The following is a 26,727-nucleotide window of genomic DNA, read 5'->3' as shown; positions in this document are numbered from 1 at the left end:
CTCCTATTTCTCCACGTCCGACGGCTCTCTCGTCAGGTCGTAGGTGTAGTGTCGCGGCTTGCGGTCCCGGAGCCAGTCGCGGAGCGGTTCGACCCGCGGCCGGTAGGTGAGCGTCGACCCGAGCGCGGTGAGCGGGAGGAACTTCGCGGCCTCGATTTCGTCGTCGGGGTCGCTCGGCGACGGGGTCGGGTCGTCGGCGACGGGCGTCGCGTGATAGAACCGCTGGAGATAGATGCGGTGGTCTGGCGCGCGAATCTCGCTCGTGAAGGCCAGCGACTGGATTTCGACTTCGACGCCGGTCTCCTCTGCGGCCTCGCGGGCGGCGGTCTCGAAGAAGAACTCGCCGGGTTCGGAGCCGCCTTTCGGCAGCCCCCAGCGATCCTTCTCGTAGACCGCGAGCACCGAGTTCTCCTGTAGGACGACGACGCCGGCGGCCAGGTCGTGCGGAGCGGGGGCTTCTCTCGGCGTCGACATCAGAGGATGCGCTTGCCGAAGGCGCTTGCGGCGAGTTCGGTCGCGAGCGTCGCGGTCTCGTTGTGCTCGTCGAGGATGGGGTTGACCTCCACGAGTTCGAACGAGCGCATGGCCTCCGAGCGGGCGACGAGCTCCATCGCCGCGTGGGCCTCGCGGTAGGTCACGCCGCCGCGGACGGGCGTCCCGACCCCGGGGGCCTCGCGGGGGTCGAGCCAGTCGAGGTCGAGGCTGATGTGGACGCCGTCGGTGCCGTCGGTCGCCACGTCGAGGGCGTCGTTCGTCACGTCGGTGATGCCGCGCTCGTCGATGTCCGACATCGTGTAGACCGTGACGTCGGTGTCGCGAATCGCCTCGGCCTCCGCACCGTCGACGGAGCGCAGACCGACGATGGCGACGTTTTCTTCTTTCAGGCCGTTGGCGTTCGCCCACTCGACGCCCTCGAAGTCGCCGACGCCGAGTGCGGCGGCCAGCGGCATGCCGTGGACGTTTCCGGACGGCGAGGTGCTCGGCGTGTTGAAATCGCCGTGGGCGTCGAACCAGATGACGCCGATGTCGGCGTCGCGGCCGCTCCCGACCAGCGAGCCGATGGCGATGGAGTGGTCGCCGCCGAGTGCGAGCGGGGTCGTCCCCTCCGCGAGGGCGGTCGAGACGGCGTCGGCGAGGCTCGCCGTCACCTCTTCGACCTCCTGGACGTGTTTGGCGTTCGCCGCGCCGGCGTCCGCGTCCCGCGTCGCGTGGTGCGGGACCGCGAGGTCGCCCGCGTCCGTCGGCGAGACGCCGGCGGACTCGAGTTGCCCCGCGAGTCCGGCGTATCGAATCGCGGAGGGCCCCATGTCCACCCCGCGTCGATTGGCACCGTAGTCCGTCGGTGCACCGAGAATCCTGACGTTCCGTTCCATAGTTCACCCACTCGTTCGGGGCGTTTAGTGGCATCGGAAAAACACCCCTATCGATAATGCCGCCCGTCGCCTTCTGGGAGGTCGCCGCGTGGCGAAATGGGCTCCGGCCGGTCGCAAGGCCCGTCTCGCTTTTCCGCGACCGCGTCGTATCGAGTGCCATGCGGCACTTGCAGATTCGCGTCGAGGCGGGGGAACTCGACGCGGTCGTCGATGCGCTCCGAGGCGAGGACGTCGACCCGGTCGTCCTCCCGGTCGGCGAGTCCGACGCCGACGCTCGCTCGTACCTTATCGAGTTCCCGCTGCCGACGGAGGCGGTCGACAGAATCAGAGAGACGCTCTCCGAGGCGGGGTTCGAGGAACGCTACCTCGTCATCGGTAACATCGAGTCGGCGACGACGCCGCACTACGACCGACTCGTCGAGCGGTACGTCGAGGGCGACGAGGAAGAAGAGCGCGTCTCGAACGAGGAGATTCTGACGAAGGCGCACGACCTCAACCCCCAGCCGACGGCGTACTACGGGATGACGGTGCTGAGCGCGCTCGTCGCCACGGCGGGGCTGTTGCTCGACTCGCCCGCGCTCGTCGTCGGGTCGATGGTCATCGCCCCGCAGATCGGCGCGGCGCTCATGGCCAGCGTCGGCGCGGCGCTCGGCGAGGACGCGATGTTCACGGGCGGGGTTCGCTCGACGGTCGTCGGCCTCGCCGTGGCCATCGTCGCCGCCGCGGCGCTGGGGTGGGGACTCAAGACGGCGCAGTTCGTGCCGTCGGCGCTGAACGTGACCACGGTCCAGCAGATTGCCAGTCGGTCGTCGCCGGGGCTGTTGACGCTCGTCGTCGCGCTCTGTGCGGGCGCGGCCGGAGGCGTCGGCTTGGCGACTGAACTCCCCGTCTCGATCGTCGGCGTCGCGGTCGCGGCCGCGACCGTCCCCGCGGCCGCGGCCGTCGGTATCGGCGTCGCCTGGGCGATTCCGGCGGTCGCCGTCGGCGCGCTCACGCTCCTCGCGGTCAACGTGGCGAGCATCGTCCTCGCGGGGACGCTCGCGCTCTGGTACCTCGGATACCGGCCGAGTTACTGGGACTCGCCGGGGTCGACGAGACGGCGGCTTCGCTCGTTCTTCGGGACCAGAGCGACGTGGGTGGCGCTCGTCCTCCTCGGGCTCACCGTGCTCGGCCCGGGGTCGCTTCTCGCCTCGCAAATCGCGTTCGAGAACCGTGCGACCGGGGGCGTCCAAACCGTCCTCGACGACTCGGAGTACGACTCGCTCGAACTGCTGTCGGTCGGCGTCGAGTTCGGAACCGCCGGGCTCGACGACGGCCCGCGACGGGTGACGGTCGCGGTCCAACACCCGGTCGGTCGTCAGTACCCGGAGTTGTCGTCGCGAATCGGAGACCGAATACGCGAGGCGACTGGAGAGGACGTCGTCGTGACTGTGAACTTCGAACAGCGGAGTCGGTCGGGGCCGTCGTGACCGACTGAAAGGGAGACGAGCGTCCGGAGAACGAGGCGCTACTCGTCGAGGTACGGTTCGCAGACGCGTCGGACGCCCTCCTCGAAGGAGATCTGGGGCTCCCAGCCGGTCTCTTCGCGTATCTTCGTGCAGTCGGCCATCGTGTCGTGGACGTACACGTCGAGGGGGTTTTCGATGTAAACCGGGTCGACGTCGGTTCCGAGGGTCTCGTTTATCATCCCGACCATCTCGTTGAACGAGTAGCTCTCGCTCGTCCCGAGGTTGTAGATACCCTGAAGTCGGTGGTCGGCGGCGAGTTCGATGCCGCGGACGATGTCGTCGACGTGCGTGAAGTCGCGCGTCTGAGTGCCGTCGCCGAACAGCTCCGGCGACTCGCCGTTGGCAATCTGGTCGGCGAACTGCGCGACCGTGTTGGCGAACTCGCCTTTGTGTGCTTCCGCGCCGCCGAAGCCCTGATACACCGAGAAGAACCGGAGCCCGGCCGTCCGCATGTCGTAGTGGTGGTGGAAGTACTCCGCGTAGCGCTCGCGGGCGAGTTTCGACGCCTCGTAACCCGTGCGCGCTTCGACCGGCATATCCTCCGGCGAGGGCTCCGTCCGAGAGCCGTAAATCGAGGAGGTGGAGGCGTAGACGACGGTGTCGCAGCCGTCGTTTCGGGCCTGTTCGACCGTGTTCACGAAGCCTTCGACGTTGACGCGCGCGCCTTTCGTCGGGTTCTCTTCGTGCATCTTGTACGACGACAGCGCCGCCAGGTGAAACACCACGTCGACGCCCTCGGTCGGGAGGTCGTCGTCGAGGACGCTCGCGTCGTGGAATTCGACCGCGTCGTCGAGGTTATCGGGCGTTCCGAGGTAGAGGTCGTCGACCGCGACGACCTCGTTTTCCGCCGCGAGATGGTTCGCGAGGTTCGAGCCGATGAAGCCGGCACCGCCGGTGACGAGGACTCGTTTCCCATTCATGTGCTACCGAACTCTCGTGAGCCGTATAGTGCTATCGACAGCATCGAGGCCGAATTAGGGTTCAAAATGAACATTCATGAGTGTCCCGCGGTTACAAAGTAGACGAACGGCAGATTCGAGGCGTCATCCATCGGATTTAAGGACGTATGTAGCGAACCACTCTCCATGTCATCAATCGAGCTCACTTCGAGTCAGAAAACTATCTTGACCGCCCTCATCAACCTCTATCGGGACTCCGAGGACGCCGTGAAGGGTGAGGATATCGCGACCGAAGTCAACCGAAACCCCGGCACCATCCGAAACCAGATGCAGAGCCTGAAGGCGCTCCAGTTGGTCGAGGGCGTACCCGGTCCGAAGGGCGGCTACAAGCCGACCGCGAACGCCTACGAGGCGCTCGACGTGGACAAGATGGACGAGCCCGCGTTCGTCCCCCTGTTCCACAACGACGAGGAAGTCGAAGGCGTCAACGTGGACGAAATCGACCTCTCCAGCGTCCACCACCCCGAGCTGTGCCGCGCCGAGATTCACGTTCAGGGCTCGGTCCGCGAGTTCCACGAGGGTGACAAGATTCGCGTCGGTCCGACGCCCCTCTCGAAGCTCGTCATCGACGGCACGCTCGACGGCAAGGACGACACGAGCAACATCCTCATCCTCCGCATCGACGACATGAAAGCACCCGTCGGCGAGCCCCAGCACTAACCACGCTCCTCTCTTCGTCTTTTTCCGGGCACTCTCCGCGCGCTCCGACCGACGGGTCCGGCGTTCGGACGCCGGCCAACCCGAACAGTGGGGCTCGGACCGCAATAATGTCAAGTTTTAATGTAGAATTGAGAACAGTTTTATCTGAATCGAGGAACCAGTACCCCCCATGGCGTACAATCAGCAGAGCGCGTTCGGCATCCCATCAACGTGGGAGGAGCTGAACGCCGACGTGACAGCGTTTCTCTTCACCGTAACCCTGCTTATCGGGGCGGCGTCGCTCGCTTTGATGGCCGGTGGAGACCCCGAAACGATGGCAGTGGTCGCACTGACCGGAGTCGCGGTCGTTCTCCTTGGAACGGCCCTGGTTCGGCTCTCCGAGAATCTCCGAACCGCTGAGTCGTCCCCCTTCTGAGGACACCGAGGCATCGAGAGACCACCGCTGCGCGGCAGCACGTATTTTCTCACACGAATCAGAACGAGGGGTCACTGTTGAGTTCCTTACTCCGTGAGCGCCATCGACACTCGGGGATTGCGGCGTCGGAGAAATCGAAACCGAGTCGGCGAGCGTCGGGCGTCGCGTCACCCGGCGGCCGGGCGCGGCGACCGAGTTACAGGTCGTTCCAGGCGGAGAGCGCGCGCTTCGGCGACGTCACGTCCGCAATCCAGTTCGCGGCGATGCCCTTCTTCAGCGTCCGCGCGAGCGGGCCGCCGAAGACGTTGACGGGGAACTCGCCGAAGACGGGGAACTTCACGCCGTGGGCGACGGCGTCGTGACCGATGGAGATGACCGTCCCCTTGTCGGTGAACGTCCAGCGCTTGAGCGGCTTGCCGGCGATGGCGCGGGCGATGTTCTCGCCGGCCACGTCCGCGGCGTCCCAGGCGGCCTGCGCCGTCGGCGGCGCGACGCTGTCGGGGCCCTGCTCGACGAGGGCGCAGTCGCCGACCGCGAAGACGCGGTCGTTACTGGTCTGGAAGTCCTCCTCGGCGAAGAAGCGGTGGGAGCGCTCGTCCTGTTCGAGTTCGACGTCGGACGCCTCGGGCTGGCCGGTGATGCCGCCGGTCCAGACGAGCACGTCGTAGGCGAGTTCCTCGGGCGCTTCGTCCTCGCCGCCGCCGATGAAGACGGTCTCCTCGTCGACCTTCGAGATGAAGTCGCCGGTGAGGATGTCGATGTCGAGGTCTTCGACGCGACGCCGGAGCGCGCCCTGTAGTTCGGGGTCGTTGCCGGGGAAGATTTCGTCCATCCCCTCGACCAGTTTGATGTCGATGGGCGCGCGGTTCGTGTCGCGGTACTCGGCGACCTCGGCGGCCGTCTGGATGCCCGAGAGGCCCGCGCCGCCGATGACGACCTGCGCGGGGTCGTCGCGGGAGGCGTCGGCGGCCGCCTCCTTGATGTCCTGGTGAATCTCGCGGGCGTCGTCGAGACCCTTGAGCTGGTGGGCGAACTCCTCGAGGCCCTCGATGCCGAAGAAGGCGGTCGAAGAGCCGATGGCGACCAGCAGATAGTCGTAGTCGACGGTGTCGCCGCCTTCGAGTTCGACGACCCGGTCGTCGACGTTCACGTCGGTCGCGCGGCCCTTGACGAAGTCGGTCGAGTCCTCCTTGACATCGTCGACGGGGATGGCGATGCTGGACTCGACGCTCGGGTCGCGGATACAGCGGTGGACCTCGTGGAGGACGAGGTGGTAGTCGTGTTCGGCGACCCACGTGAGTTGTGCGTCGTGACCGAGCTCTTCTTCGAGGGTTTTGACCGCGCCGGCCCCGGCGTACCCCGAGCCGAGAACGACGACCTGCGTGCTCATGTCGTCGTCTGTGCAGTCATCCGATAAAGGGGCTTTGAAACCGTCTCCACGACTGTGGTAATTTTGGCCTCCACGGCCCCAGGGCGTCGAAATCCGGGTTCGACGGTTGTCGGATTAATCGAGGCTGAGACCCGCGTGCCAGCGGTCGACGCCCGCGTCTCGCTTGACCGCGTCCATCTTGGCGAGGAGGTGGACCGCGAGACTGGCGGTCTCCGCCGCGCGCGACTCGCCTTCGGTGCGGAACTCGCCCGTGACTCGGTTCGCGTAGACCGAGCAGACGGCCCCCGCGCGGAGACCGTAGACGTTGGCGATGGTCAGAAGCGCCGCGGCCTCCATCTCGATGTTCTTCACGTTCGCCTCGCGGAGCTCCTCGACCAGCGAGTCGGAGCCGGCGGCGCGGAAGCCCTCGAAGCCGGGGCGTCCCTGTCCCGCGTAGAAGGAGTCGGCGCTCATCGTGAGGCCGACGTGGTAGTCGTAGCCGAGGCGTTCCGCGGCCGCGACGAGCGCCGAGACGACCTCGTGGTCGGCGACAGCGGGGTAGTCCTCGCGGACGTACTCCTTGGAGGTGCCCTCCTGTCGGACCGCGCCCGAGGTGATGACGAGGTCGCCCACGTCCATCTCGGGCTGAATCGCGCCGCAGGAGCCGACGCGGATGAAGGTGTCCGCGCCGACGCGGGCGAGTTCCTCGACCGCGATGGCCGCCGAGGGGCTGCCGATACCCGTCGAGGTGACCGAAATCGGCGTTCCGTCGTAGTTCCCGGTCGCAGTCCGGTACTCCCGGTGGTAGGCCTTCTCCTCGTGGTCGTCCCACAGCGCCGTCACCTTGTCCACGCGCTCGGGATTTCCGGGGAGCAACACCGCGTCGGCGAGGTCCTCGGGACCGACTTCGAGGTGGTACTGAACCTCGTCGTTCGGGTCCTCGCTATCGTTCATGGCTCTACTCGCGGGCCAGCGGTGGAAATTCTTGCGTTCTCCGGAGGCGTCGTCGCGTTCCCTGTCGGTCTCTCGACCGCCGCGTCGACCGTCGCCTCGCCCGCGACCCCGCGCCACGCCGGGTCGTCGGAGAGGTCGCCGTCGCGGAACGGCGGCGGGAGGTCGGCGCGCTCGTCGGCCGCCAGCAGGTAGCCGAGTCCCGCGCCGACGTACCAGTCGACGAGCGACGGGTCGAGGTCGGCGTCGACGACGAGGTCACCGCCGGTGTACCACTCCAGCGCCTCGTCGTCGTCGGCGTCGACACCGGTCCGCCGCCAGCGCACGCCCGAGTCGCCGTCGCCGAACGCCGACACCGAGAGCGTCACGTCCGCCATCGCGGGGTCGGAAACGCGCTCGAACGAGAGGTTCGCGGGCGCGACGCCGTCGCCCCCGGCCTCGTAGTACGACAGCGCGTGGTCGAGTTCCGCCTCGTAGGTCGCCCGGTCGTCGGGCGAGACGTTCGAGAGGTCGACGTGAACCGCGACGGTCCGCTCGCGGAAGGGCGTCTCCCGGTCGGCGGCGTCCGGTTCGGGCAGTCGCGTCGTCTCGATGCGCTCGGACAGCACGGCGAAGTCGCCGGCGTCGTCGTGGGTCAGCCCGAGCAGGTGGCCGAACTCGTGGCGTAGGACCGTCTTGGTCGTCCGGTCGTCGTAGCCGGCGGCGACGACCACCGACACCGGTTCGCTGGGCGCGGTCGGGTCGTCGCCGTCCAAGAGGGGCGCACAGCCGACCGCGTCGGTGCCGTCGTAGTCGCCGCAGGCGTCGATTCGCTCGACGACCGAGACGGTCACGTCCGGGGCCGAGGCGTTCGGCACCACGACGAACGCCGGGTCGTAGGCGGTCGCCGACGCGTTCGCTCGCCAGTAGTCGACCGCCGATTCGACGAGCGAGGCGTAGTCGCGGCCGTCCGCGGGCGCGTCGATGCCGACGACGATGGGCGCGCGACGCCACGGGTTGTCCGCGGGTCGCGTCTCCGGCATCGCCGCGGAGCCGGTTCCGCCGCGGACGGCCGAGACGGCTCCGTCGTCGCCGTCGGTCGCGTCGGCCGGAGCTCCGAGGGCCGCGTCTACGACGGGTGGAGCGGGCGACAGAGACGTGCACCCAGAGAGTACCACGAGAAGGGCGAGCGCGAGGGCGGCGGTTCCGCGGCCGACGGCGAGGGACACGTTATTCGTCGGGCTCGGCGTCGGCGTCGCGCTTCGCCGCGGCGGCCTCCAGCGTGTCCAGCGAGATGGTGTTCGGGAGGAGTTCGCCGAGCGCGTACTCGGCGACGTCGTCGCCGCCGAGGTCGCAGACGACCGGGAGGTCCTCGTCGCAGAACTCCGCGAGGGTCTGGCGGCACATCCCGCAGGGCGTCACGCCGTCGCGTGCGCCCGAGGTGACGACGAGGCGGTCGAACTCCGTGTGGCCGTTCTTTACCGCCTCCGCGACGGCGACCTCCTCGGCGTGGAGGCTGTTCGAGTAGTTCGCGTTCTCGATGTTGCAGCCGACGTAGACCTCGCCGTCGGCGGTCCTGAGCGCCGCTCCGACGGTGTACTCCGAGTAGGGAACGTAGGCGTTGTCGAGCGCTTCGCGGGCGCGTTCGACGAGTGCTTCGGGCATTGGGCGCTCATTCGCGTGGGGTGGCTTAGTTCGTTCGGCTCCCCGAGACTGTCGTGTCGGCCGACGGACACGGACCGACACGGGCGAGATTACGGGGTCGCTCGCCCGTCGCGTCGTCCCGCAAGCGACTATACGGCTCGGCCCTAACGCGGCGTCGTGAACGACACATCCGGCGGACGACGAATCCTGCTCCTCGTCGGCGCGAGCGTCGTGGCCATCTCGGGCATCCTCGGCGTCTTCATCGGCGAGAACGGCGGCCAGGTCGCCGCCGAGATATCGCTGTTCGGCCTCCTCTCGCTGCCGACGACCCCGCTCGCGTTCAGCCTCTACGGGATGGTGTTCTCGGCCGTCATCCTCGGCGCGCTGTTCGCGCTCGTCGAGTACGCCTCGCGCGTCGAAAACGCCCGATAGGACGGCGGCTACCGACGCTGACGGCGAAGGCGTATCGGCCGGGGAACTCCGACCGAAAGGCGGACCGTTTTTGCTCGTCCGGCCCCGACGAACCCGCATGGACGCGCCCTCGTCGACCTCGACCTCGGACGCCTCGGCCGGCGACGCCTCGCCCGGCCCGCTCCCGGAGGACACGGGCGGCAAGAACCGAAAGCGCGCCGCGCTGGCGACCGCGCCGTTCCTCGCGCTCGGACTGGCCGACGTGGTGCTCATCCTCCTGCAGGGGCTCGAACCCCTCTGGGGGTTCGCCATCCTCCCGCCGATTCTGTTCTGTAGCGTGCTGACCTGGATCGTCTTCAGCACCGACTTCCTCGACGACCGGACCTGACTCGGTCCCGGCTCGGTGCCGGAGATTCAGCGCCGCAGGTTCGTGGAGTATTTCGTCGGCGTCTCCTCGTCGTAGCCGAAGTCCTCGGCGGTCAGCTCCGGCTCGGCGTCCCCGACGCTCGCGGGCGCGGCGACTTTGAACCGCTCGCGGAGGCGCTCGGGCATCGAGAACGCCTCGCGGTCGAGTCGGAGCGCGATGGCGTCGCCGTCGACCTCTCTGACCCGGTCGAGTCGCCGACGCGGTCCCGCCGGGAGGTCCTCGGCGTCGACCGCCTCGAAGCCGAACTGCGCGCAGTAGCCGTGGTCCGAGGTGAAGCCGTAAACCGTCTCGAACTCCTCGGCCGCGGCGCGGTCGACCAGTCGCTCGACGACGTGCGCGCCGACGCCCTGTCCGCGCCACCGCTCCGAAACGCCGACGCAGGTGACCTCGCAGAACGGCTCGTCGGTCTTGTGGACCCGGATTCGCCCGAACCCCGCCTTCTCGCCGGACTCCTCGTCGAGCGCGATGACGTAATCGCGGGACCGGAAGGAGCCGTCGTCGAGTCCGAGTTCCTCCAGCGAGTCGAGCAACCAGACCTCGTCTCGGTTCTTCGCGTCTCGGACGTACATGCTTACTCGTAGCACACCGGCCGACAAAAACGACTCGGGCCGGTACGACGATTCCCGCCGCGTCCGGCGAACTCAACGAAAGAACACTAAAGATTCATGGTCGCGGTCGCGGTACCTCGATTCATGGACGTACCCGACACCGACACCGTGGTACACGAACCGGACCCGGCGTTCGTCGAGGACGCCAACGTCACCCGATTCATGCGGGAACACGACATCGAGGACTACGACGAACTCATCGAGCGGACGACGACCGAGGTCCCGGGCGTCGGTGCCTCGGGCGTCGAGTGGTTCTGGGACGAACTCGTCGACTACCTCGATATCGACTTCTACGAGGAGTACGACGCCGTCCGCGACGACTCGGAGGGACCGCAGTTCTCCCGCTGGTACCCCGGCGGCGAAATCAACGTCGCCCACAACACCCTCGACCGCCACGCCGCGGTCGACTCCGGGAACCGGAACCGCGTCGCCTGCATCTGGGAGGGCGAAGACGGCGAGGTCGTCCAGCGGACCTACCACGACCTCTACCGCGAGGCCAACCGCGTCGCCAACGTCCTCGAATCGTACGGCGTCGAGACCGGCGACACCGTCGGCCTCTACATGCCGATGGTCCCCGAAGTCATCTCCATCCTCTACGGCTGTTTCAAGGTCGGCGCGATAGCCGTCCCCATCTTCTCCGGGTTCGGCGTCGACGCCACCGCGACCCGCCTCGAAGACCCCGAGTGCTCGGTGCTTTTCACCGCCGACGGCTTCTACCGCCGCGGCTCCGAAGTCCGACTGAAGCCGACCGCCGACGAGGCGATGGCGGAGGCGGACTGCGTCGAGAACGTCGTCGTCTACCGGCGGTTCGGTGACGAAAGCGGGGGTAGCGACGCCGACGTGCCGTGGACCGAGGGCCGCGACGAGTGGTGGGACGACACCGTCGGCGAGGCCGACGCGGCGTACGAAACCAAGCGCCTGCCGTCGGACGCCGAGTCGATGCTCCTGTACTCCTCGGGGACGACCGGCAAGCCGAAAGGCATCGTCCACACCCACGCGGGCGTCCAGATGCAGACCGCCAAGGAGATTCACTTCGGCTTCGACCAGAAGCCCGAAGACCGCTTCTTCTGGGTCTCCGACATCGGCTGGATGATGGGGCCGTGGACGCTCATCGGGAACCACACCTTCGCCGGCACGGTCTTCATGTACGAGGGCGCGCCCGACTACCCGAACCCGGACCGCTTCTGGGACATGATAGAGCGCCACCGAATCACCACCTTCGGCATCTCGCCGACGGCCATCCGCGCCCTGCGGAAGTACGGCGACGAGGAGGTCGAGAAACACGACCTGTCGAGCCTCCGCCTGCTCGGGTCGACCGGCGAGCCGTGGGACCCCGAGTCGTGGATGTGGTTCTACGAGCGCGTCGGCGGCGGCGAAGCCCCCATCATCAACATCTCCGGCGGCACCGAAATCTGCGGCTGTTTCCTCATGCCGATGCCGACCCAACCGCTCAAGCCCTGCTCGCTCGGCGGCCCCGGCCTCGGGATGGACATCGACATCGTGGGCTCCTCGGGCGAATCCATCGCCGACACCAACGAGCGCGGCTTCCTCGTCGCCCGCGACTCCTGCCCGTCGATGACCAAGAGCCTCTGGGAGGGCGACGAGCGCTACCTCGACACCTACTGGTCGTCGTGGGACGACCTCTGGGACCACGGCGACTGGGCCCAGAAGGACGAAGACGGCTTCTGGTTCCTCCACGGCCGCGCCGACGACGCCCTCAACGTGGCCGGCCGCAAGGTCGGCCCCGCCGAGGTCGAAGGCGCGCTCATCGAACACGACGCGGTGAATCAGGCCGCCGCCGTCGGCGTCCCCGACGACACCACCGGGACCGCCGTCGTCGCCTACGTCGTCCTCGAAGACGGCGTCGAGGAGCGCGACGACCTCCGCGAGGAGCTTCGCGGCGTCGTCGGCGACGAGTTGGGCAAGCCGTTCCGCCCGCGCGAAATCCTGTTCGTCGACGAGTTCCCGAAGACGCAGTCGGGCAAAATCATCCGCCGCGCCATCGCCTCGATTTACGCGGGCGAGGACCTCGGCGACATGAGCAGTATCGAGAACCCCGAGTCGCTCGAAAAGATAGAAAACGCGTCCTGAAGCGGTTTTTTCCGCCTTCGTTCAGTCGGACAGCGCCGCGCCGACACCGTCGTTCCACGCGTCGGCGGTGAAGTCGACCGCGTCGTTCCACGTGGCAACGACGGTCGTCACCGCGAGGTCGCCGGTCACGTTCACCATCGTCCGGATGCGGTCGAGGATGGGGTCGACGCCGGCGACGAGACCGACGATTTCCAGCGGGAGTCCCAACTGCGTCAAGACGAGCGTGAGCATGATGAGCCCCGACCCGGGGACGCCGGCAGTCCCGATGCTCGCCAGCACGGCGACCGCGACGACCGCGAACTGGTCGGCCAGAGAGAGGTTCACGCCGACGATGTTCGCCGCGAAGATGGCCGCGACGCCCTGATACATCGCCGTGCCGTCCATGTTGATGGTCGCACCGAGCGGGAGGGTGAAGCCGTAGATGCGTTCTTCGATGCCGAGGTTGTCGTCCGCGTCGGACATCGTCACCGGGAGCGTTCCGGACGACGACCGGATGCTCAGCGCGGTCACCATCGCGTCGCGCGCGCCGGAGAGGAACGCGACCGGCGACCGACCGGCGACCCCGACGACGAACGTGCCGAGGTAGACGACCCCGATGTGGACGACGGCCGCGAGGAGCATCGTTCCGATGAGGAGCGCGAAGGGCAGGATAGCGTCGACGCCGGCGGTGCCGAAGACGTTCGCCATGAGCGCGAAGACGCCGAGGACGCCGAACTCCATCGCCCCCCAGACGACCTTGTACATCGCTTCTGCGCCCGCGTCGGCGAGGTCGAAGAACGTCTCGATGCCGCGTTTGACCTGCTCGTCGTCCGTCTCTTCCCACGCCAGCGTGAGGCCGAGACCGAATACGACGACGAAGAAGATGGTCGGGAGCACGCTGCCCTCGGCCATCGCACCGACGGGGTTCGTCGGGACGATGTTGAGGACGACCTCGACCGCGTTCGGGGCCTCCGCACTCTGGGCTTCAGCGCCGGCGAGCAGCTCTTCGAGCCCGCGAGAGCCGGGGGACACGAGGTTGCTCACGCCGAGTCCGATGGCGACCGCAAACGCGGACGTGAGCGCGTACAGCCCGACTACCTGCGCACCGACGCGGCCGAGCGACGACGGCGAGAGCTGTCGAACGCCCATCAGGAGCGTGAACACCACGATGGGAACGATGAGCATCTTCAGCAGTCGGACGAACAGGTCGCCGACCGGTTTCAGGGCCGTCGCCGGCTCACCGACGACGAGGCCGACGAGCGACCCGAGGACGAACGCGACCCCGATTCGGTAGACGATGCCGACCGACCGATACCGGTTCCACAGAGACACAATGCTAGACTGTGACATGTAACGTGTTTGCACTAACGATACAGCCAGAATATAAATATAGCGGTGGAAATCCTGAATTTAACACCGAGGTAGAATTCAATCTCAAATATGAATTAATAGTTGGAGTCTTCGGTGGTTTCTCTCCACCCCACGCGTCGTCGTCAGTACGCGTCGTCCGGCGCGAGGGCGACCGCTTCGGGAACCCCGTCGCCGACTGCGAGCGCCGCTTCGACGGCCTCGTCGCCCGCGGGGATTCGAATCGTCCCGCCGGCGAGAAGCGGGGCGAGCACGCCGGCGACGACGGTTCCCGGGTGGCTGAGCGACGACCTGACCGCGACCGTGTCGTCCTCGCCGAGGTCGAAGTCGGCGGCCACCCGCCGGGCCGCGTCCAGCAGGTCGCCGTGGGTGAACTCGCGGTCGTCGGCGACGAGCGCCGGGTCGTCGGGCGCGACGATTTCCGGGTGGACCGCCGGGTTCTCGCTCCAGACCTCCTGTTCCCAGTGCGTCGTCGCGGGCGAACTCGGCGGGCCACCGAACACGGCGAGTTTCTGTCCCGGCGGCAGGTCGGCGAACTCCGTCTCGCGGTCGACGGCGACGACGGTCGCTCGCGCCTCGACCGCCGGGTCGAACGCGGTCACCGCGCCGAGTTGGGCCGCCCCGAGGAACGTCAACAGCGGTTCGGGGAGCGAGACCGGGTCGACCGCGACGCGAGCGCCCTTGCGGACGCCGAGGTAGCGGAGGACGTTCCCGGCCTTGTACGAGGTCGTGATGAGGTCGTGGTACGTGTAGGTCCGGCCGGGGCCGTCGACCCGGAGGGCGAGTCGGTCGCTCCGCCGGTCGCGGGCCATGAGGTCGCCGATAACGTCCATGGCCGGTCGTAGGGAGTCGGCGCGAAAAAAGGCCCCGAGGCGCTCTCGCGGTCCGAGAACGCGGCGGGGCGGGCGTCGACGTCTGAGTCTCGGCTCCGTCGCTCAGGGCGCGCCCGCGATGACGAACGTGCTCTCTTCGGGACCGTTTCGGAGTTCGCGGGTGTCCTCGGGCGAGACGCGTACTGCGTCGCCGGGTTCGAGGTCGACTTTCTTGTCTTCGACGACGAGCGTCGCCCCGCCGGAGACGAGGAAGTACACTTCTTCGTGGCCCTGTTCGGCGTGGTCGTGCGGCTTGCCGGACCAGTCGGGGTCGGTCTCTAACACGCTGAAGCCGAGTTCGACGCAGTCGAGTTCGTCTCGCAGGAAATGGAGACCGCCGCCGACCGCGTCTACGTCCTCGTAGTTCGCTTTCGTGTAGGACATCGCCTGAACTGACGGCCGCCGGACAAGAGAGCGTGGTGGTGCCGGAAATCCGTTACAGCGAGTTCTTCAGCTTCTGGAAGAGGCCCTCTTTGACCTCCTCGCCGCCGGCCTCGGCGAACTCCTTGAGCGCCTCGCGCTGTTCCTTGTTGAGGTCCTCGGGCGTGACGACGTGGACCTCGACGTGCAGGTCGCCGTGGCCCCGACCGTCGAGGTGGGGCATCCCCGCGCCGGAGACGGTGAACGTCGACCCGCTTTGGGTGCCCGCGGGCACCTTCAGTTCCTCCTCGCCGTCGAGCGTCGGCACCTCGACGGTCGCGCCGAAGACGGCCTGCGGGAAGGAGATGGGGTGGGTGTAGCGGAGGTCGTCGCCGTCCCGCTCGAACTCCTCGTGGTCGCGGACGTTGACCTCGACGAACAGGTCGCCGTTGGGGCCGCCGTTCTCGCCGGGTTCGCCCTCGCCGCGGTAGCGGAGGCGCTGGCCGTCGCGGAAGCCGGCGGGGATAGTGATGGTCACGTCGCGAGTGCGGCGGACGCGCCCGCTGCCGCGACACTCCGAGCAGTCCTCGCTGTAGGTCTCGCCCTCGCCGCCGCAGGCGCGACAGGTCGTCGTCTGCTGGACGCGGCCGAAGGGCGTCTGCTGGACCGTCGTCTGCTGGCCCGAGCCGTTACACTCCGAACAGGTGTTCACGTCGGCGTCCTCGGGGTGGCCCTCGCCGTCGCACTCGGGACAGACCTCGCGGCGGCGAATCGTCACGTCGCGCTCGACGCCGTGGTAGGCGTCTTCGAGGTCGATGGAGATGCGCTGGGCCACGTCGCGACCCTGCTGGGGACGGTTGCGCTGTTGGCCGCCCGCGCCGCCGTTGAAGAGGTTGTTGAAGATGTCCTCGAAGCCGCCACCGCCGCCGCCCATCCCGCCGAAGGGGTTGCCGCCGCCGCCGAAGGGATTGCCTCCCCCGCGGCCGCCGCCACCGCCGCCGCGTTTCTGGGACTGCTGGAAGCGCTCGTGGCCGACTTGGTCGTACATCTGCCGCTTCTCGTCGTCCGTGAGCACCTCCTTTGCCTTCTGGACCTTCTTGAACTTCTCCTCGGCGTCGTCCTCGTCGGAAACGTCGGGGTGGTACTTCGCGGCCTTCTTGCGGTACGCGTTCTTGATCTCGTCTTTCGAGGCGTCCCGCGAGACCCCGAGTACGTCGTAGAAGTCCTCGCTCATCAGTTGCTCTCTTGTAGCCGGTGAAGGTATTTGAAAAGTCCGTCTCTCGTATCGCGGCGAGCGCGAGCGGCGTCAAATCCGGGATTCCGACCGGATTCGACCGCCGGCGTCGGGTCTCTCGGCGACCCGAGAGTCGGTCAGGTGGTTAGCGTTAGTTGTCCTCGTCTTCCTCGTCGAAGTCCGCGTCGGCGTCGACGAAGTCCTCGGGGTCCGCACCGCCGGGGCCGCCGGCCGCGCCCGCACCAGCGCCAGCGCCGCCGGCACCGCCGGCCTGCGCCTGCTGTTGGTACATGCGCTTGCCGATTTCCTGCAGTTCCTTCGAGAGGTCCTCGGTCACGTCTTCGAGTTCGTCCGTGGAGGCGTCGTCGTCTTCGAGGACCGCTTCGACGTCCTCGATGGCCGCCTCGATGTCGGCGCGGAGTTCGTCGTCGACGTTCTCTTCGTTCTCTTCGAGGAGCGTCTCGGCGCGCTGGACCGCGCCCTCGGCCTCGTTGCGGGCCTCGACGGCGCGGCGGCGCTCTTTGTCCTCTTCGGCGTGCTGTTCGGCCTCCTGCTGCATGCGGTCGATCTCGTCGTCGGAGAGGCCCGCACCGCCCTCGATGGTGATGGACTCGGCGTTGCCGGAGCCCTTGTCCTCGGCGGAGACGTTGACGATGCCGTTCTCGTCGATGTTGAAGCCGACTTCGATCTGCGGGGTGCCCGCGGGGGCCGGCGGGATGCCGGAGAGCGTGAACTCGCCGAGGAGCTCGTTGTCCTCGGCCATCTCGCGTTCGCCCTGGAAGACGCGGACCTGCACCGTCGTCTGGTTGTCGGCCGCGGTGGTGAATATCTTCGACTCCTCGGTCGGAATCGTCGTGTTCTTCTCGATGAGGCGCTCGAAGAGGCCGCCTTTGACCTCGATACCGAGCGACAGCGGCGTCACGTCGAGGAGGACGATGTCGTCGACCTCGCCGCCGAGAACGCCGCCCTGGATGGCCGCGCCGAGCGCGACGGCCTCGTCGGGGTTGACGGACTTCTTCGGCTCGGAGCCGAGCAGCTCTTCGACCTTGTCGAGGACCTGCGGCATCCGGGTGGAGCCGCCGACGAGGATGACGTCGTCGATGTCGCCCTTGTCGTAGCCGGCGTCTTCGAGCGCCTGCTCGGTCGGCTCGACCGTCCGGTCGATGAGGTCAGCGGTGAGCGACTCGAACTTCGCGCGGGTCAGGTCGTATTCGAGGTGGACCGGCCCGGAGTCGGTCGCCGTGATGAACGGGAGGTTGATGGTCGTCTCCTTGCGCGAGGAGAGCTCGATTTTGGCCTCCTCTGCCGCGTCCTTGAGGCGCTGGAGGGCCTGTCGGTCCTCGCGGAGGTCGATGCCGTGGTCGTTCTTGAACTCGGTGGCGAGCCAGTCGATGATGGCCTCGTCCCAGTCGTCGCCGCCGAGGTCGTTGTCCCCGTTCGTGGCGACCACTTCGTAGACGCCGCCGCCGAGGTCGAGGACGGACACGTCGAAGGTGCCGCCGCCGAGGTCGTAGACGAGCACGGTCTGGTTCGACTCGTCGTCGAGGCCGTAGGCCATGGAGGCCGCGGTCGGCTCGTTGACGATGCGCTCGACTTCGAGACCCGCGATTTCGCCGGCGTCCTTCGTCGCCTGACGCTGCTTGTCGTTGAAGTACGCGGGGACGGTGATGACGGCCTTCTTCAGTTCGTCGCCGAGATAGTCCTCGGCGTCGCGCTTGATCTTCTGGAGAATCATCGCCGAAATCTGCTCCGGCGTGTACTCCTCGCCCTCGATGTCGACGGAGTAGCCGTCCTCGCCCATGTGGCGCTTGATGGACCGAATCGTGCGCTCGGGATTCTGGATGGCCTGGTTCTTCGCCGGCTTGCCGACCAACCGCTCACCGTCGTCGGTGAACGCGACGACGGAGGGGGTGGTTCGGTCGCCTTCTGCGTTCACGATAATCTCCGGGTCGCCGCCCTCCATCACCGCGAACGCGCTGTTCGTGGTGCCGAGGTCGATACCCAGAATCTTGTTGCTCGCCATCTTGCCCGCAAATACCGTCTTTTGCCGGTTAAAGGTTACTAGATACTGCGACACACGGCGCGCACCGAGGTCGACGCTGTCTTGCGATTTTGCGTTCTCGCGTCGAAACAGGTCGGTCGATTTATGTAGAACCGCCGACCGCGTCGCCAGCGTCGCGTCCGGCAGAGTCGATGTCGATGGCGACGGCGTCTCAGTCCATCGACTGCGGTCGCTCCGTTCCGTCGGTCGAGTCGTCGGAGCCGGGCACGCCCGCACCGCCGAGTCGGAGCGACGACGGGTCCGCTCCGTCGAGGGCGTCGAGCACCACCGAGAGCGTCCGCTCCCTGCCCTCGCTGGCGAAGAACTCGTGGCCGCCGTCGTACGGGACGAGGTTCGACGCGGGGGTCCGGTCGCCGATTGCGCGAACGTCGACGACCCGGTCCGACAGCGAGACGAAGACCACGTCGTCGGGACGGAACGGTGGCAGCGACTCCTGCGCGCCGTGAATCATGCGGAGGAAGGCGGGCGAGGCGTTGTCCGGGCCGTCGGCCAGTTCGGCGGCGAGTTTCAGTTCGCCGAGGTCCGTACGAGAGATGCCCGCGGGGACGAACGGGCGCGTCGTCGGCAACCGCCTGACGACGGGGAGCAGCAGGCCATCGAGGCCGGCGGTCGCGGTCCCCCACCACGGGCTCAAAAAGACGTTCCGGACCGCGAGGTCGAGGTGGGCGGCGACGAGGCCGCCGGTGCTGTGGCTGAGGACGAGGTCGATGTCGCGGTCGACCGCGTACGCCCGCACCGGGCTCACGTACTGGCCCTCGAACTCCCAGCCGTTCGTCGGGAGTTCGACGGCGTGGACGTGGTAGCCCTCGTAGGTGAGGCGGTCGAGGAGCCACTCGACGCTCCGGTGACCCGGCTTGTTGCCCCATCCGAGGACGAAAAGCAGGTCGTCGTCGCCGGGGTCACCGTGTTGGGTGACGCGCACGGTCGGCCGCCGCCGACGGGAACGAAGTCGCATGCCGTAGTGATTGCGAGGTGAGAACAAAAGTCCTCCCCGGGTCGGCGACGCGTCAAGCCGCCGTGGCCGGCCGCGGGGAGACAGCCGCGTCGCTCGCGACTACTCGCCCTTACTGACCGTGATCTGCGCGGCGCGGATGACCTTGTCGGCCATCTCGTAACCGGGCTGGAACACGTCGGCGACGGTGTCCGCGGGCTCGTCGCTGTCGACGCGCATCATCACCTCGTGGCGGTTGGGGTCCACGTCCGTCCCCGGTTCGGGGGCGATGATTTCGACGTTCTCGTCTTCGAGGATGCGGTCGAACTCCTTGAGTGTCGATTCGAGGCCGCCGCGGATGTCGGCGTCCTCGTCCTGGTCGAGCGCGCGGACGAGGTTGTCGCGGACGGTGACGACGCGCTCGACGAAGTCCTCGGTGGCGCGCTCTTTTATCTGGTCCTGTCGCTTCTTCGCGCGCTTCTTGTAGTTCTGGAAGTCCGCCTGCGTGCGCTTGAGGCGGGACTGGAGTTCCTCGGCCGTCGCTTCGGCCTCGTCGCGCTCGGCTTCGAGGTCGGCGACGCGGGCTTCGAGCGCCGCGACCTCGGCCGCGAGGTCGTCGTCGTACTCGGCGACGCGGTCGGAGACGGCCGGCCCGTCGCCCGTCGCGTCGGGGTCCTCGGCCGCCGACTCGGCGCTCGACGCCTCGCCCTCGGCGTCCGTCGCCGCGTCTTCGGCCGCCTGCGCCGCTGCGTCGGGTGCCGCGTCGGGCTCGGATTCCGCGTTCGCGTCCGTGGCCGACTCGGCAGGGTCGTCGCTCATGGGCGGGAGAAGTGGCCGGCGCGGCTTAAACGTGTAGACTGCGGGCCGGCCGAAACGCTTCTCACCGTGGGGCGGCCGCGCGGGTCGATACCCGCCGTCACCGACCGACAGCGGCCTTACTGGTACATCCCGAGCGGCCGGGCCTGCGTGCTCTCCTCGTCGGACTGCTGCATCCGCCGGGCCAACTGCTCTTTCGCCTGCCGTATCTCGGTGGCGCTGTCCACGAGGTCGTCCACGGGGACCTCGACGCCGACGAGCGGTTCGATGCCGTGTTTGATGATGACCCGGGCCGCCTCGGGGTCCGGGAACTGCGGGTCCGACTCGACGACCAACGCGAGCGCCGGGCGGCCGACCGAGACGGCGTTGCTCAGGAGCGCGCCCGTCGGTCCCGAGACGAGGCCGGTCTCCGTCGGACGGTCGATGCCGGCGTCTTCGAGCCGCGACGTCGCGCCGTCGGTGCCGACGCCGTAGAGCGCGGGCACGTCCTCGGACTTCTCGTGGGCGATGCCCGAGAGGAACACGGGAAGCACGTCGAGGTCTTCGAACCACGGGCCGAGACAGCTGGCGAGTTCGGTCGCCGCGTCGGGTCGGATGGGGATGTCGCTCTGGAGGACGAGCAGGTCCCGCTCCGCGTCGGCGTAGAGCCTGACCGGCGGGTGGAGTGTCGGGTTGTCCTTCATGTAGACCGCAACCTTCGGGACGCCCTCGCAGAACACGTCCGCGTAGTGGGTCATGTCGAACGCCTCCACCAGGTGGTCGGCCGCAATTTTGCCGACCAACCCGACGCCCGGCAGTCCTTCGACCAGCGTCGGCGACTCCAGTTCGTCGGTGAGTTCCTCCGCGAGGACGCGAATGCGTGCCATACGTGAACATGGTCGCCGGGGCGAAGTAAATCCGACGGGCGACTGCGTCGCTATCGACGGACGGGTCCGCGTCCGTGAACCGTCCCGCGTCGCCTCCCCGCGGCTCCGAGCTCGTCACCCGACGACTCCGAAACCGACAAGCGCGCCCCCGCGGAATCGAGTGTCATGAACCCGCTCCAGCGGTACGCGCCGCTCGTGGACGACGAGGAGGCCTTTTTCGCGGCCTGCGAGCGGCCGCTTCCCTCCGTCGTCCGCGTCAACACCATCAAGACGACGGTGGCGCGCGCCCGCGAGGCGCTCGACGACGAGGGCGTCGCCTACGAACCGACCGACTGGCACCCCGGCATCCTGAAGCTCGAAGACAGCAGTCCGGGGACGAACTGGCCGTACTTCCACGGCTGGCTCCACGGCCAAGAGGAGGTGTCGGCGCTCCCGGCTATCGCACTCGACCCGCAGCCGGGCGAGCGCGTCTGGGACACCTGCGCCGCGCCGGGGTCGAAGACGACCCAGATTGCCGCCATGATGGACGACGAGGGCGTCCTCGTCGGCAACGACAACAACCTCGGTCGGCTGTCGGCGCTCCGCCACAACGCCGAGCGCCTCGGCGTGACCAACCTCGTCGTGTCGAATCAGGACGCCCGCAACTTCTCGATGAAGCCCTTCGGGGAGCGGACCCCCGAAAAGTCCGGGTCGTTCGAGCAGTTCGACCGCGTCCTCGTCGACGCCCCCTGTTCCTGCGAGGGCACCTGCCGGAAGAACCCCGACGTGCTCGACGAGTGGACGATGAACCACGTCAAAAGCGTCGCCGGCATCCAGAAGGGCATCCTCCGGCGCGCCGTGCAGGTGACGAAAGCCGGCGGCACCGTCGTCTACTCCACGTGTACCTTCGCGCCCGAGGAGAACGAGGCCATCCTCGACTTCGTCCTCGAACGGGAGGACTGCGAGGTCGTCGAGTGGGACGTCCCCGACGGCTTCGAGACCGCGCCCGGCATCACCGAGTGGGAGGGCGACGAGTACGACCCGTCGGTGACCAAGGCCCGCCGCGTCTACCCGCACCACAACGACACGGGCGGCTTCTTCACCGCCAAACTGGAGGTGAACGCATGAGCGACGACACCGCCCCCGACGAGAACTGGGGCCAGCAGTTCGACCGCCTGCCGCCGACGCCCGACGACCGCGTCGTCGAGGGGCGGCCCTCCCGCGAGGAGGTCGTCGACTGGTGGGAAGAGCGGTTCGGCGTCGACCCGGCGGTCTTCGACGGCTACACGTTCTGGGAGAAGGGCGCGGGCAAGATTTGGGCGTTCCACGGCGAGGTCGTCGACCCCATCAAAGTCGAGGGGCTCGGAATGCGCATCCTCCGGACCCGTCAGCGCCACTGGAAGCCCTCGACCAACGCGGTCCAGCGGTTCTGCGGCGACGCGACGAAGAACGTCATCGAACTGACCCCCGGCGAGGCGAAGGCGTTCGTCGACGGCCACGACCAACAGCTCGACCGATGGGAGGGCGACTGGGGCTACCTCACCGCCGCCCACGAAATCGCCGGCGAACTCGAACCGCTCGGCGTCGGGCTCTACCTCCACGGGGAACTCCGCTCGACCGTCCCGAAGGGTCGGCAGGAAGAACTCGTCAAACTCGACTGAGCGGTTCGGGGTCGCCCCCCGAGACTACTTCTCTTTGACCGTTCCGCCGGTCAGACCCTCCCACTCGACCCGGTAGCCGAGCCGCGAGAGGACCGCGCTCGCGTCGTCGAGGCCGCGGTCGTCGAGGACGGACTCGACCGCCGACAGCGACATCCCCGCCTCGACTTCCCCGACGAGCGCGTCGAGGACGGCGGGCCGAACCAGGGTCCGCCCGACGAGTTCGTGTTCCGGGAAGACCACGTCGTCGAGCGCGTCGACGGAGACGCCGCGGGCCGCCGCGAGGTCGGACAGGGTGACCACGTCGTCGTCCGGCGCGAGTTCGGCGGGGAGCGACGAGGCCGCGTCGGCGACGAGGTCGGACTCGTAGTCGCGCAGCACGTCCACCACGTCCTTCACGCGCACGGAGCCGGAGTAGGGGACCGCGCGGTGGTCGCGGGCGGCGATGTCCTCGCCGACGCCGAGCGACTCGTCCACGGCGACGACGAGTTCCACGTCCTCCACGTCGGCGAGTTGGCCCAGCTTCTTTTCGACGTACTCGGGCGTCCAAAAGCCCATAATCTCGAAGAAGACGCGGAAGTCGGCGTGCGCGTAGTCGAACGCGAAGTCCGGAATCATCACGCTCGTCCCCGTTTCGAGGGGCTCCGGCTCCCGGACGAGCGACCAGTCGAGGTCGAGGCCGCGGAAGCGGGCGGCGAAGTCGGCCTCCACGTCGCTGTCGAAGCCGGGTTCGGCCATCGGCTCGACGCCGGGGACCGACACGTCCTCGCTCGTGAGCGTCAGTTCGCGTTCCGTCCCGCGGTCGTCGATGGTCGCCACGAGTCGCCAGTCGCCGGCGGTTGCGACCGACCGAAGCAGGCGGGCGAAGGCGGTTCCGTAGCGTCTGGTTCGCTGAAAGAGCGCGTCGGGACCGGTGACGACGACCTCGCGCCCGGCGTCGGTCTTCCGGACCTCGTACATGAGGCGGAGGCGCTTGACCGCCGAGACGACGGCCTTCGGGTCGGAGCTTCGGACCCGAACCTCGGTCGCGTCGAACAGGGCGGTCTGGGCGAGCGAAAGGTTGTACTGCGCGAGCAGTTCGTCGGGCGTCCACCGCGGGTCGAACTCGGAAAGCACCTGTTCGACCTCGCGGTCGGCCGTGAGCGACTCGTCGACCGCCTCGGGCGACGACCCAAGCGAGGACGCCGCGCGGTCGAGCGCCGCGGCTCGCTCCTCGTCGGTCGTTACGCCACCGACCGCCATCGCGGCCTCGAACGCGGCGCGGCGGGCGCGAACGGGCGGCAGGGGAGCCGCCGTCTCGAACACCGCCTCGCGGTCGAGCAGCGACGCGAAGCCGCGGGCGAGTTTGAAGTCGTCGGCCTCGGCTTCGAGGTCCGCGAGGGCGTCGTCGAGGTCGGCCCGCGCGTCGCCGACGTGCCGCCGGAAGACGCCGATGGCCTTCGCGGCCAGCGGGCGGTCTCCCCGGTCGGCGAACTGCGGGTGGTAGCCGCCGCCCGCCCGCGACACGCGAAGCAGGTCCTTCGTCAGCACGCTCGCCACGACGGGACCGCGGGACAAAAACGACTCGGGCGGCGTGGGCGAGAGTGAGCGACGGCGCGGGCGGACACCGGCCGACGGCGCGGGCGGACACGGCCGACGGCGCGGACGACAAGGTTCATTGCGCCCGCGGCGGACGCCATCGTATGGAGCGACGACGCCTCCTCGGACTGGTCGCGGTCGGCCTGTCGTCCGGCTGTCTCGGGTCGCTTCCGGGCGCGACGGGTCCGCGAAACCCGCCCGAGGCACCGGCAGGGGAGCCCCGAGACACCCCAGAGGTACCGCCGGTTCGTATCTCCGAGGTCGACTTCGAGGCGACCGACGACGGCCGCCTCCGCGTCTTCGGGACGGTCGTCAACGACAGCGGGGCGGAGCGAATCGCCACGGTCGAAGCCCGCGTCAGCGTCCGCGACGAGGAGTCGACCCGGTCGCAGGAGCTCGCCGTCCCGGCAGCCGGGAGCGCCGACTTCGCAATCGAGTTCGAGTTCGAGTACGACGCCTTCGCCAACAACGGCGACCTGAACGTCTCGCTGGCCTGACTCCGAAGGCGACCGCTTTCCCGCCGGTGCCGACCCGCGTCACCGACGCCGGGCCGCGACCCGTTCTTCCGCCGTCTCGACGCTCACGAGTTCGTAGAGCGTCGCGGTCGCGCCGTCGGCCTTCGGTCGGAGGATGCGACCGAGGCGCTGGGTGAACTCGCGTTCCGACCCCGACCCCGAAAGGAGGATGCCGACGTTCGCGTCGGGCACGTCCACGCCCTCGTCGAGCACGTTGGCCGCGACGACGGTGTCGTAGGTGCCGTCGCGGAAGCGGTCGAGGATTTCGCGGCGCTCTTTCGTGCCGGTCTCGTTGGTTATCGGCGGGACGAGGAAGCACCGCGAGATGCGGTAGACGAGGTCGGTCGAGGCGGTGAAGACGATGACGCGGTCCTCGCGGTGTCGCGCGAGCAACCGGGCCAGTTTGTCCACCTTCGCCTCGGAGTTCATCATCACGTCGCGGGCGCGCTGCTTGGCGAGGAGCGCCGCCCGCGCTCTCGGGTCGTTCCCGGAGCGCATCACGAGTTTCTGGTAGTCGCTGCCCGACTGCATCGACAGCCCCGAGGTGCGCAGGTAGTTCACGAACGTCTCCTGTGCCTCGTCGTACGTCTCGCGCTCGTCGGCCGTGAGTTCCACCTCGATTCGGCGGACCTCGTAGTCGGCGAGGTGGTCGCCCGCCAAGTCGTCCACGTCGAGGCGGTACACCCGCGGGCCGACGAGTTCCTCGACGCGCTCGTGTGCGCCGTCGGGGCGCTCGAACGTCGCCGTCAGGCCGAGGCGGGAAGGTGCGGCGAGAAAGCGCGGGATGTCTTGGTATCCCTCGCCGCCGAGGTGGTGGACCTCGTCGAAGACGACGAGACCGAAGTCGCCGCCCACGTCGTCGGCGCGGAGGTACGCCGAGTCGTACGTCGAGACCGTGATGGCCTCTTGGGTCTGTTCGCCGCCGCCGAACCGACCGACCGGCACGTCGAACTCGGTTTCGAGTTCGCGTATCCACTGGTCCTGTAAATCGATGGTCGGCACGACGACGAGCGTCGGCACCGAGCGGGCGACCATCGCGGCGACCGCGAGGACCGTCTTGCCCGCGCCGGTCGGCAGTTCCACGACGCCGCGACCGCCCGCGTCGAGCCACGCGTCGAGCGCGGCGCGCTGGTAGTCGCGGAGGTCGTAGGTCGTCGAAAGCGAGAGGGGGGCGTCGAGGGCGAGCGTGTCTTCGAACTCGGTTCCCCGTCGCTCTAATTCGTCCCGAATGGCGGCGTACCGCATCGCTGGGGCTCGATAGCCGCCACTTCGGGGGTCGGCTTCGACGCCGGGAATCGAGATATCGAGGTCGGTAGCGAGGTGAATCGTTCCGTCCTCGAAGCGGAGGGTCGTCACTACCGGCGCGTTGGCGGGGCGCGGTCATAAATCGACGGTCCCGCGGTGCGGCGGTCGGGCCGGAGTCCCGTGCGCTTCCGGTCCCGTCGTCCGCGGGCCGAAGGTTCAAATCCGATGGCGGGGCTACGGACGTGTATGAGCGACGACCTCGACGACGCGGTCGCACAGTTCCTCAGCGACTACAACAGCGCGATGAAGGAGTACGAGAAGGGCTACGTCGACGCCGACGCGACGCTGTCGGTCATCGACGCACACATCGACGAGTTGCGAGCGGCGCGGGAGTAGTTCAGTACCACAGCGAATCATCGCTACACCCGGTCCCTTTGAGTTTAATCTCCCCCTCCGTGGAGATGACGATGTACAGTCCGGGGGTTGGTGAGTCGTACCCAGAACAGTCGGGCAGGTACGTGAACTCTCGGTCGCCAATATTGTTGCTCCGGGCTTCGATGTGGACGATGTACGGCCGAGCGGGAGCAACCGCCGGAAAATTCAGTCTCGGAACGTCTCCGTCCTCGGGTTGCGCCTCGATGTCGATATACTCCATCCATGCGAGTCCTTCGCTCCACTCGTCGGCGCCTCGGCGAACGAGTTGCACGGTCAAGGAGTGCGGTTGGTCGTGGAAGTTCATCACCGAGAGCAACAGCTTCGGCCTGAACTCCTGATACACCGCATTGCCGGCGAGGCCAATGCCACCGAGTCCGGCGACTGCGCCAGCGATGACCTGTCGTCTAGATATCATAAACCGAGGTACCGAATCG

The 26,727-nt window shown here is 68.0% G+C and carries 29 protein-coding genes; 10 read left to right on the top strand and 19 right to left on the bottom strand.

All coding sequences use genetic code 11. The features are described from left to right. Positions 1-3 precede the first annotated feature (3 nt). Positions 4-474 (bottom strand): NUDIX domain-containing protein, encoded by a 471-nt coding sequence (locus tag DEQ92_RS00795; RefSeq protein WP_004976857.1) that lies wholly within the window; start codon positions 472-474, stop codon positions 4-6. Continuing rightward, positions 474-1,373: an arginase gene (rocF, locus tag DEQ92_RS00790; protein ID WP_115820310.1), complete on the bottom strand. Its 900-nt coding sequence runs from the start codon at positions 1,371-1,373 to the stop codon at positions 474-476. Before rocF ends, DEQ92_RS00795 begins: the two co-directional genes overlap by 1 nt. A gap of 158 nt (positions 1,374-1,531) precedes the next feature. Here rocF and DEQ92_RS00785 point away from each other — a divergent pair, with 158 nt between their 5' ends. Beyond that, positions 1,532-2,842 carry a DUF389 domain-containing protein gene (locus DEQ92_RS00785; protein WP_082220646.1) on the top strand — a complete coding sequence of 437 codons (1,311 nt, stop codon included), beginning with the start codon at positions 1,532-1,534 and terminating at the stop codon, positions 2,840-2,842. A 38-nt stretch (positions 2,843-2,880) separates the two neighbouring features. Here the strand turns inward: DEQ92_RS00785 and DEQ92_RS00780 are convergent, their stop codons facing one another. After that, on the bottom strand, positions 2,881-3,801 hold the full coding sequence (locus tag DEQ92_RS00780; protein ID WP_115820309.1) for an NAD-dependent epimerase/dehydratase family protein: 921 nt from the start codon (positions 3,799-3,801) through the stop codon (positions 2,881-2,883). Positions 3,802-3,966: 165 nt separating this feature from the next. Here DEQ92_RS00780 and DEQ92_RS00775 point away from each other — a divergent pair, with 165 nt between their 5' ends. Then, positions 3,967-4,500 carry an Rrf2 family transcriptional regulator gene (locus tag DEQ92_RS00775; RefSeq protein WP_004976849.1) on the top strand — a complete coding sequence of 178 codons (534 nt, stop codon included), beginning with the start codon at positions 3,967-3,969 and terminating at the stop codon, positions 4,498-4,500. A gap of 169 nt (positions 4,501-4,669) precedes the next feature. Beyond that, entirely contained in the window at positions 4,670-4,915 is a 246-nt protein-coding gene (locus DEQ92_RS00770; RefSeq protein ID WP_004976847.1) for a hypothetical protein, read from the top strand. 196 nt (positions 4,916-5,111) lie between these two features. On the opposite strand, the gene DEQ92_RS00765 is transcribed toward DEQ92_RS00770, so the two are convergent. From DEQ92_RS00765 to cdd, 4 genes are all read right to left on the bottom strand, one after another. Further along, positions 5,112-6,305, bottom strand: coding sequence for an NAD(P)/FAD-dependent oxidoreductase (locus DEQ92_RS00765; RefSeq protein ID WP_004976845.1), 1,194 nt, complete (start codon positions 6,303-6,305; stop codon positions 5,112-5,114). A gap of 114 nt (positions 6,306-6,419) precedes the next feature. Beyond that, positions 6,420-7,238: a nucleoside phosphorylase gene (locus DEQ92_RS00760; RefSeq protein ID WP_004976843.1), complete on the bottom strand. Its 819-nt coding sequence runs from the start codon at positions 7,236-7,238 to the stop codon at positions 6,420-6,422. Further along, complete coding sequence (locus DEQ92_RS00755; protein ID WP_004976841.1) at positions 7,235-8,443, bottom strand: hypothetical protein; 1,209 nt, start codon at positions 8,441-8,443, stop codon at positions 7,235-7,237. The genes DEQ92_RS00760 and DEQ92_RS00755 overlap by 4 nt, the downstream gene beginning before the upstream one ends. Position 8,444: 1 nt before the next feature. Then, positions 8,445-8,879: a cytidine deaminase gene (gene cdd / locus DEQ92_RS00750; protein ID WP_004976840.1), complete on the bottom strand. Its 435-nt coding sequence runs from the start codon at positions 8,877-8,879 to the stop codon at positions 8,445-8,447. A 156-nt stretch (positions 8,880-9,035) separates the two neighbouring features. Between cdd and DEQ92_RS00745 the strand changes: the two genes are divergently transcribed. Beyond that, the gene (locus DEQ92_RS00745; RefSeq protein WP_004976838.1) at positions 9,036-9,290 is read left to right on the top strand and encodes a hypothetical protein; all 255 of its coding nucleotides are present in this window, start codon (positions 9,036-9,038) and stop codon (positions 9,288-9,290) included. 97 nt (positions 9,291-9,387) lie between these two features. Beyond that, positions 9,388-9,657, top strand: coding sequence for a hypothetical protein (locus DEQ92_RS00740; protein WP_004976836.1), 270 nt, complete (start codon positions 9,388-9,390; stop codon positions 9,655-9,657). A 26-nt stretch (positions 9,658-9,683) separates the two neighbouring features. Here DEQ92_RS00740 and DEQ92_RS00735 read toward each other — a convergent pair whose 3' ends face one another. After that, positions 9,684-10,265, bottom strand: coding sequence for a GNAT family N-acetyltransferase (locus DEQ92_RS00735; RefSeq protein ID WP_004976834.1), 582 nt, complete (start codon positions 10,263-10,265; stop codon positions 9,684-9,686). A gap of 123 nt (positions 10,266-10,388) precedes the next feature. On the opposite strand from DEQ92_RS00735, the gene DEQ92_RS00730 reads away from it, so the two are divergent. Beyond that, complete coding sequence (locus DEQ92_RS00730; protein ID WP_115820308.1) at positions 10,389-12,395, top strand: AMP-binding protein; 2,007 nt, start codon at positions 10,389-10,391, stop codon at positions 12,393-12,395. Between the two features lie 21 nt (positions 12,396-12,416). Here the strand turns inward: DEQ92_RS00730 and DEQ92_RS00725 are convergent, their stop codons facing one another. The 8 genes from DEQ92_RS00725 to DEQ92_RS00690 all read right to left on the bottom strand — a co-directional run bounded on the left by DEQ92_RS00725 (position 12,417) and on the right by DEQ92_RS00690 (position 20,883). Then, positions 12,417-13,724, bottom strand: a complete 1,308-nt coding sequence (locus tag DEQ92_RS00725) for a dicarboxylate/amino acid:cation symporter (RefSeq protein ID WP_115820307.1) — start codon at positions 13,722-13,724, stop codon at positions 12,417-12,419. A gap of 143 nt (positions 13,725-13,867) precedes the next feature. Continuing rightward, on the bottom strand, positions 13,868-14,575 hold the full coding sequence (locus tag DEQ92_RS00720) for an AMP-binding protein (RefSeq protein WP_115804868.1): 708 nt from the start codon (positions 14,573-14,575) through the stop codon (positions 13,868-13,870). 102 nt (positions 14,576-14,677) lie between these two features. After that, complete coding sequence (locus tag DEQ92_RS00715) at positions 14,678-14,998, bottom strand: cupin domain-containing protein (protein ID WP_004976826.1); 321 nt, start codon at positions 14,996-14,998, stop codon at positions 14,678-14,680. A 52-nt stretch (positions 14,999-15,050) separates the two neighbouring features. Further along, entirely contained in the window at positions 15,051-16,208 is a 1,158-nt protein-coding gene (dnaJ, locus tag DEQ92_RS00710; RefSeq protein ID WP_004976824.1) for a molecular chaperone DnaJ, read from the bottom strand. Between the two features lie 151 nt (positions 16,209-16,359). Next, positions 16,360-18,231, bottom strand: a complete 1,872-nt coding sequence (gene dnaK, locus DEQ92_RS00705) for a molecular chaperone DnaK (RefSeq protein ID WP_004976822.1) — start codon at positions 18,229-18,231, stop codon at positions 16,360-16,362. 190 nt (positions 18,232-18,421) lie between these two features. Then, entirely contained in the window at positions 18,422-19,192 is a 771-nt protein-coding gene (locus tag DEQ92_RS00700; RefSeq protein ID WP_199522730.1) for an alpha/beta hydrolase, read from the bottom strand. A gap of 132 nt (positions 19,193-19,324) precedes the next feature. Then, positions 19,325-20,020, bottom strand: a complete 696-nt coding sequence (locus DEQ92_RS00695; RefSeq protein WP_004976816.1) for a nucleotide exchange factor GrpE — start codon at positions 20,018-20,020, stop codon at positions 19,325-19,327. 116 nt (positions 20,021-20,136) lie between these two features. Further along, positions 20,137-20,883, bottom strand: coding sequence for a proteasome assembly chaperone family protein (locus DEQ92_RS00690; RefSeq protein WP_115820306.1), 747 nt, complete (start codon positions 20,881-20,883; stop codon positions 20,137-20,139). Positions 20,884-21,048: 165 nt separating this feature from the next. On the opposite strand from DEQ92_RS00690, the gene DEQ92_RS00685 reads away from it, so the two are divergent. Together DEQ92_RS00685 and DEQ92_RS00680 are read left to right on the top strand one after the other, a co-directional pair. Continuing rightward, positions 21,049-21,990, top strand: a complete 942-nt coding sequence (locus DEQ92_RS00685) for an RsmB/NOP family class I SAM-dependent RNA methyltransferase (RefSeq protein ID WP_004976813.1) — start codon at positions 21,049-21,051, stop codon at positions 21,988-21,990. Further along, complete coding sequence (locus DEQ92_RS00680) at positions 21,987-22,523, top strand: hypothetical protein (protein ID WP_115820305.1); 537 nt, start codon at positions 21,987-21,989, stop codon at positions 22,521-22,523. Before DEQ92_RS00685 ends, DEQ92_RS00680 begins: the two co-directional genes overlap by 4 nt. Positions 22,524-22,547: 24 nt before the next feature. Here DEQ92_RS00680 and DEQ92_RS00675 read toward each other — a convergent pair whose 3' ends face one another. After that, complete coding sequence (locus DEQ92_RS00675) at positions 22,548-24,050, bottom strand: DUF790 family protein (RefSeq protein WP_115820304.1); 1,503 nt, start codon at positions 24,048-24,050, stop codon at positions 22,548-22,550. Between the two features lie 152 nt (positions 24,051-24,202). On the opposite strand from DEQ92_RS00675, the gene DEQ92_RS00670 reads away from it, so the two are divergent. Continuing rightward, complete coding sequence (locus DEQ92_RS00670) at positions 24,203-24,595, top strand: hypothetical protein (protein WP_049905210.1); 393 nt, start codon at positions 24,203-24,205, stop codon at positions 24,593-24,595. A gap of 39 nt (positions 24,596-24,634) precedes the next feature. On the opposite strand, the gene DEQ92_RS00665 is transcribed toward DEQ92_RS00670, so the two are convergent. Continuing rightward, on the bottom strand, positions 24,635-25,969 hold the full coding sequence (locus DEQ92_RS00665) for a DEAD/DEAH box helicase (protein ID WP_115820303.1): 1,335 nt from the start codon (positions 25,967-25,969) through the stop codon (positions 24,635-24,637). A gap of 135 nt (positions 25,970-26,104) precedes the next feature. On the opposite strand from DEQ92_RS00665, the gene DEQ92_RS23690 reads away from it, so the two are divergent. Next, the gene (locus tag DEQ92_RS23690; protein WP_004041491.1) at positions 26,105-26,254 is read left to right on the top strand and encodes a hypothetical protein; all 150 of its coding nucleotides are present in this window, start codon (positions 26,105-26,107) and stop codon (positions 26,252-26,254) included. 1 nt (position 26,255) lies between these two features. Here DEQ92_RS23690 and DEQ92_RS00660 read toward each other — a convergent pair whose 3' ends face one another. Then, positions 26,256-26,708: a hypothetical protein gene (locus DEQ92_RS00660; protein ID WP_115804874.1), complete on the bottom strand. Its 453-nt coding sequence runs from the start codon at positions 26,706-26,708 to the stop codon at positions 26,256-26,258. Positions 26,709-26,727 lie beyond the last annotated feature (19 nt).

The sequence above is a fragment of the Haloferax sp. Atlit-6N genome (assembly GCF_003383195.1).
GTDB lineage: Archaea > Halobacteriota > Halobacteria > Halobacteriales > Haloferacaceae > Haloferax > Haloferax gibbonsii.
The sequence above is the reverse complement of the archived record's forward strand: the minus strand, read 5'-3'. Positions and strand labels throughout refer to the sequence as shown.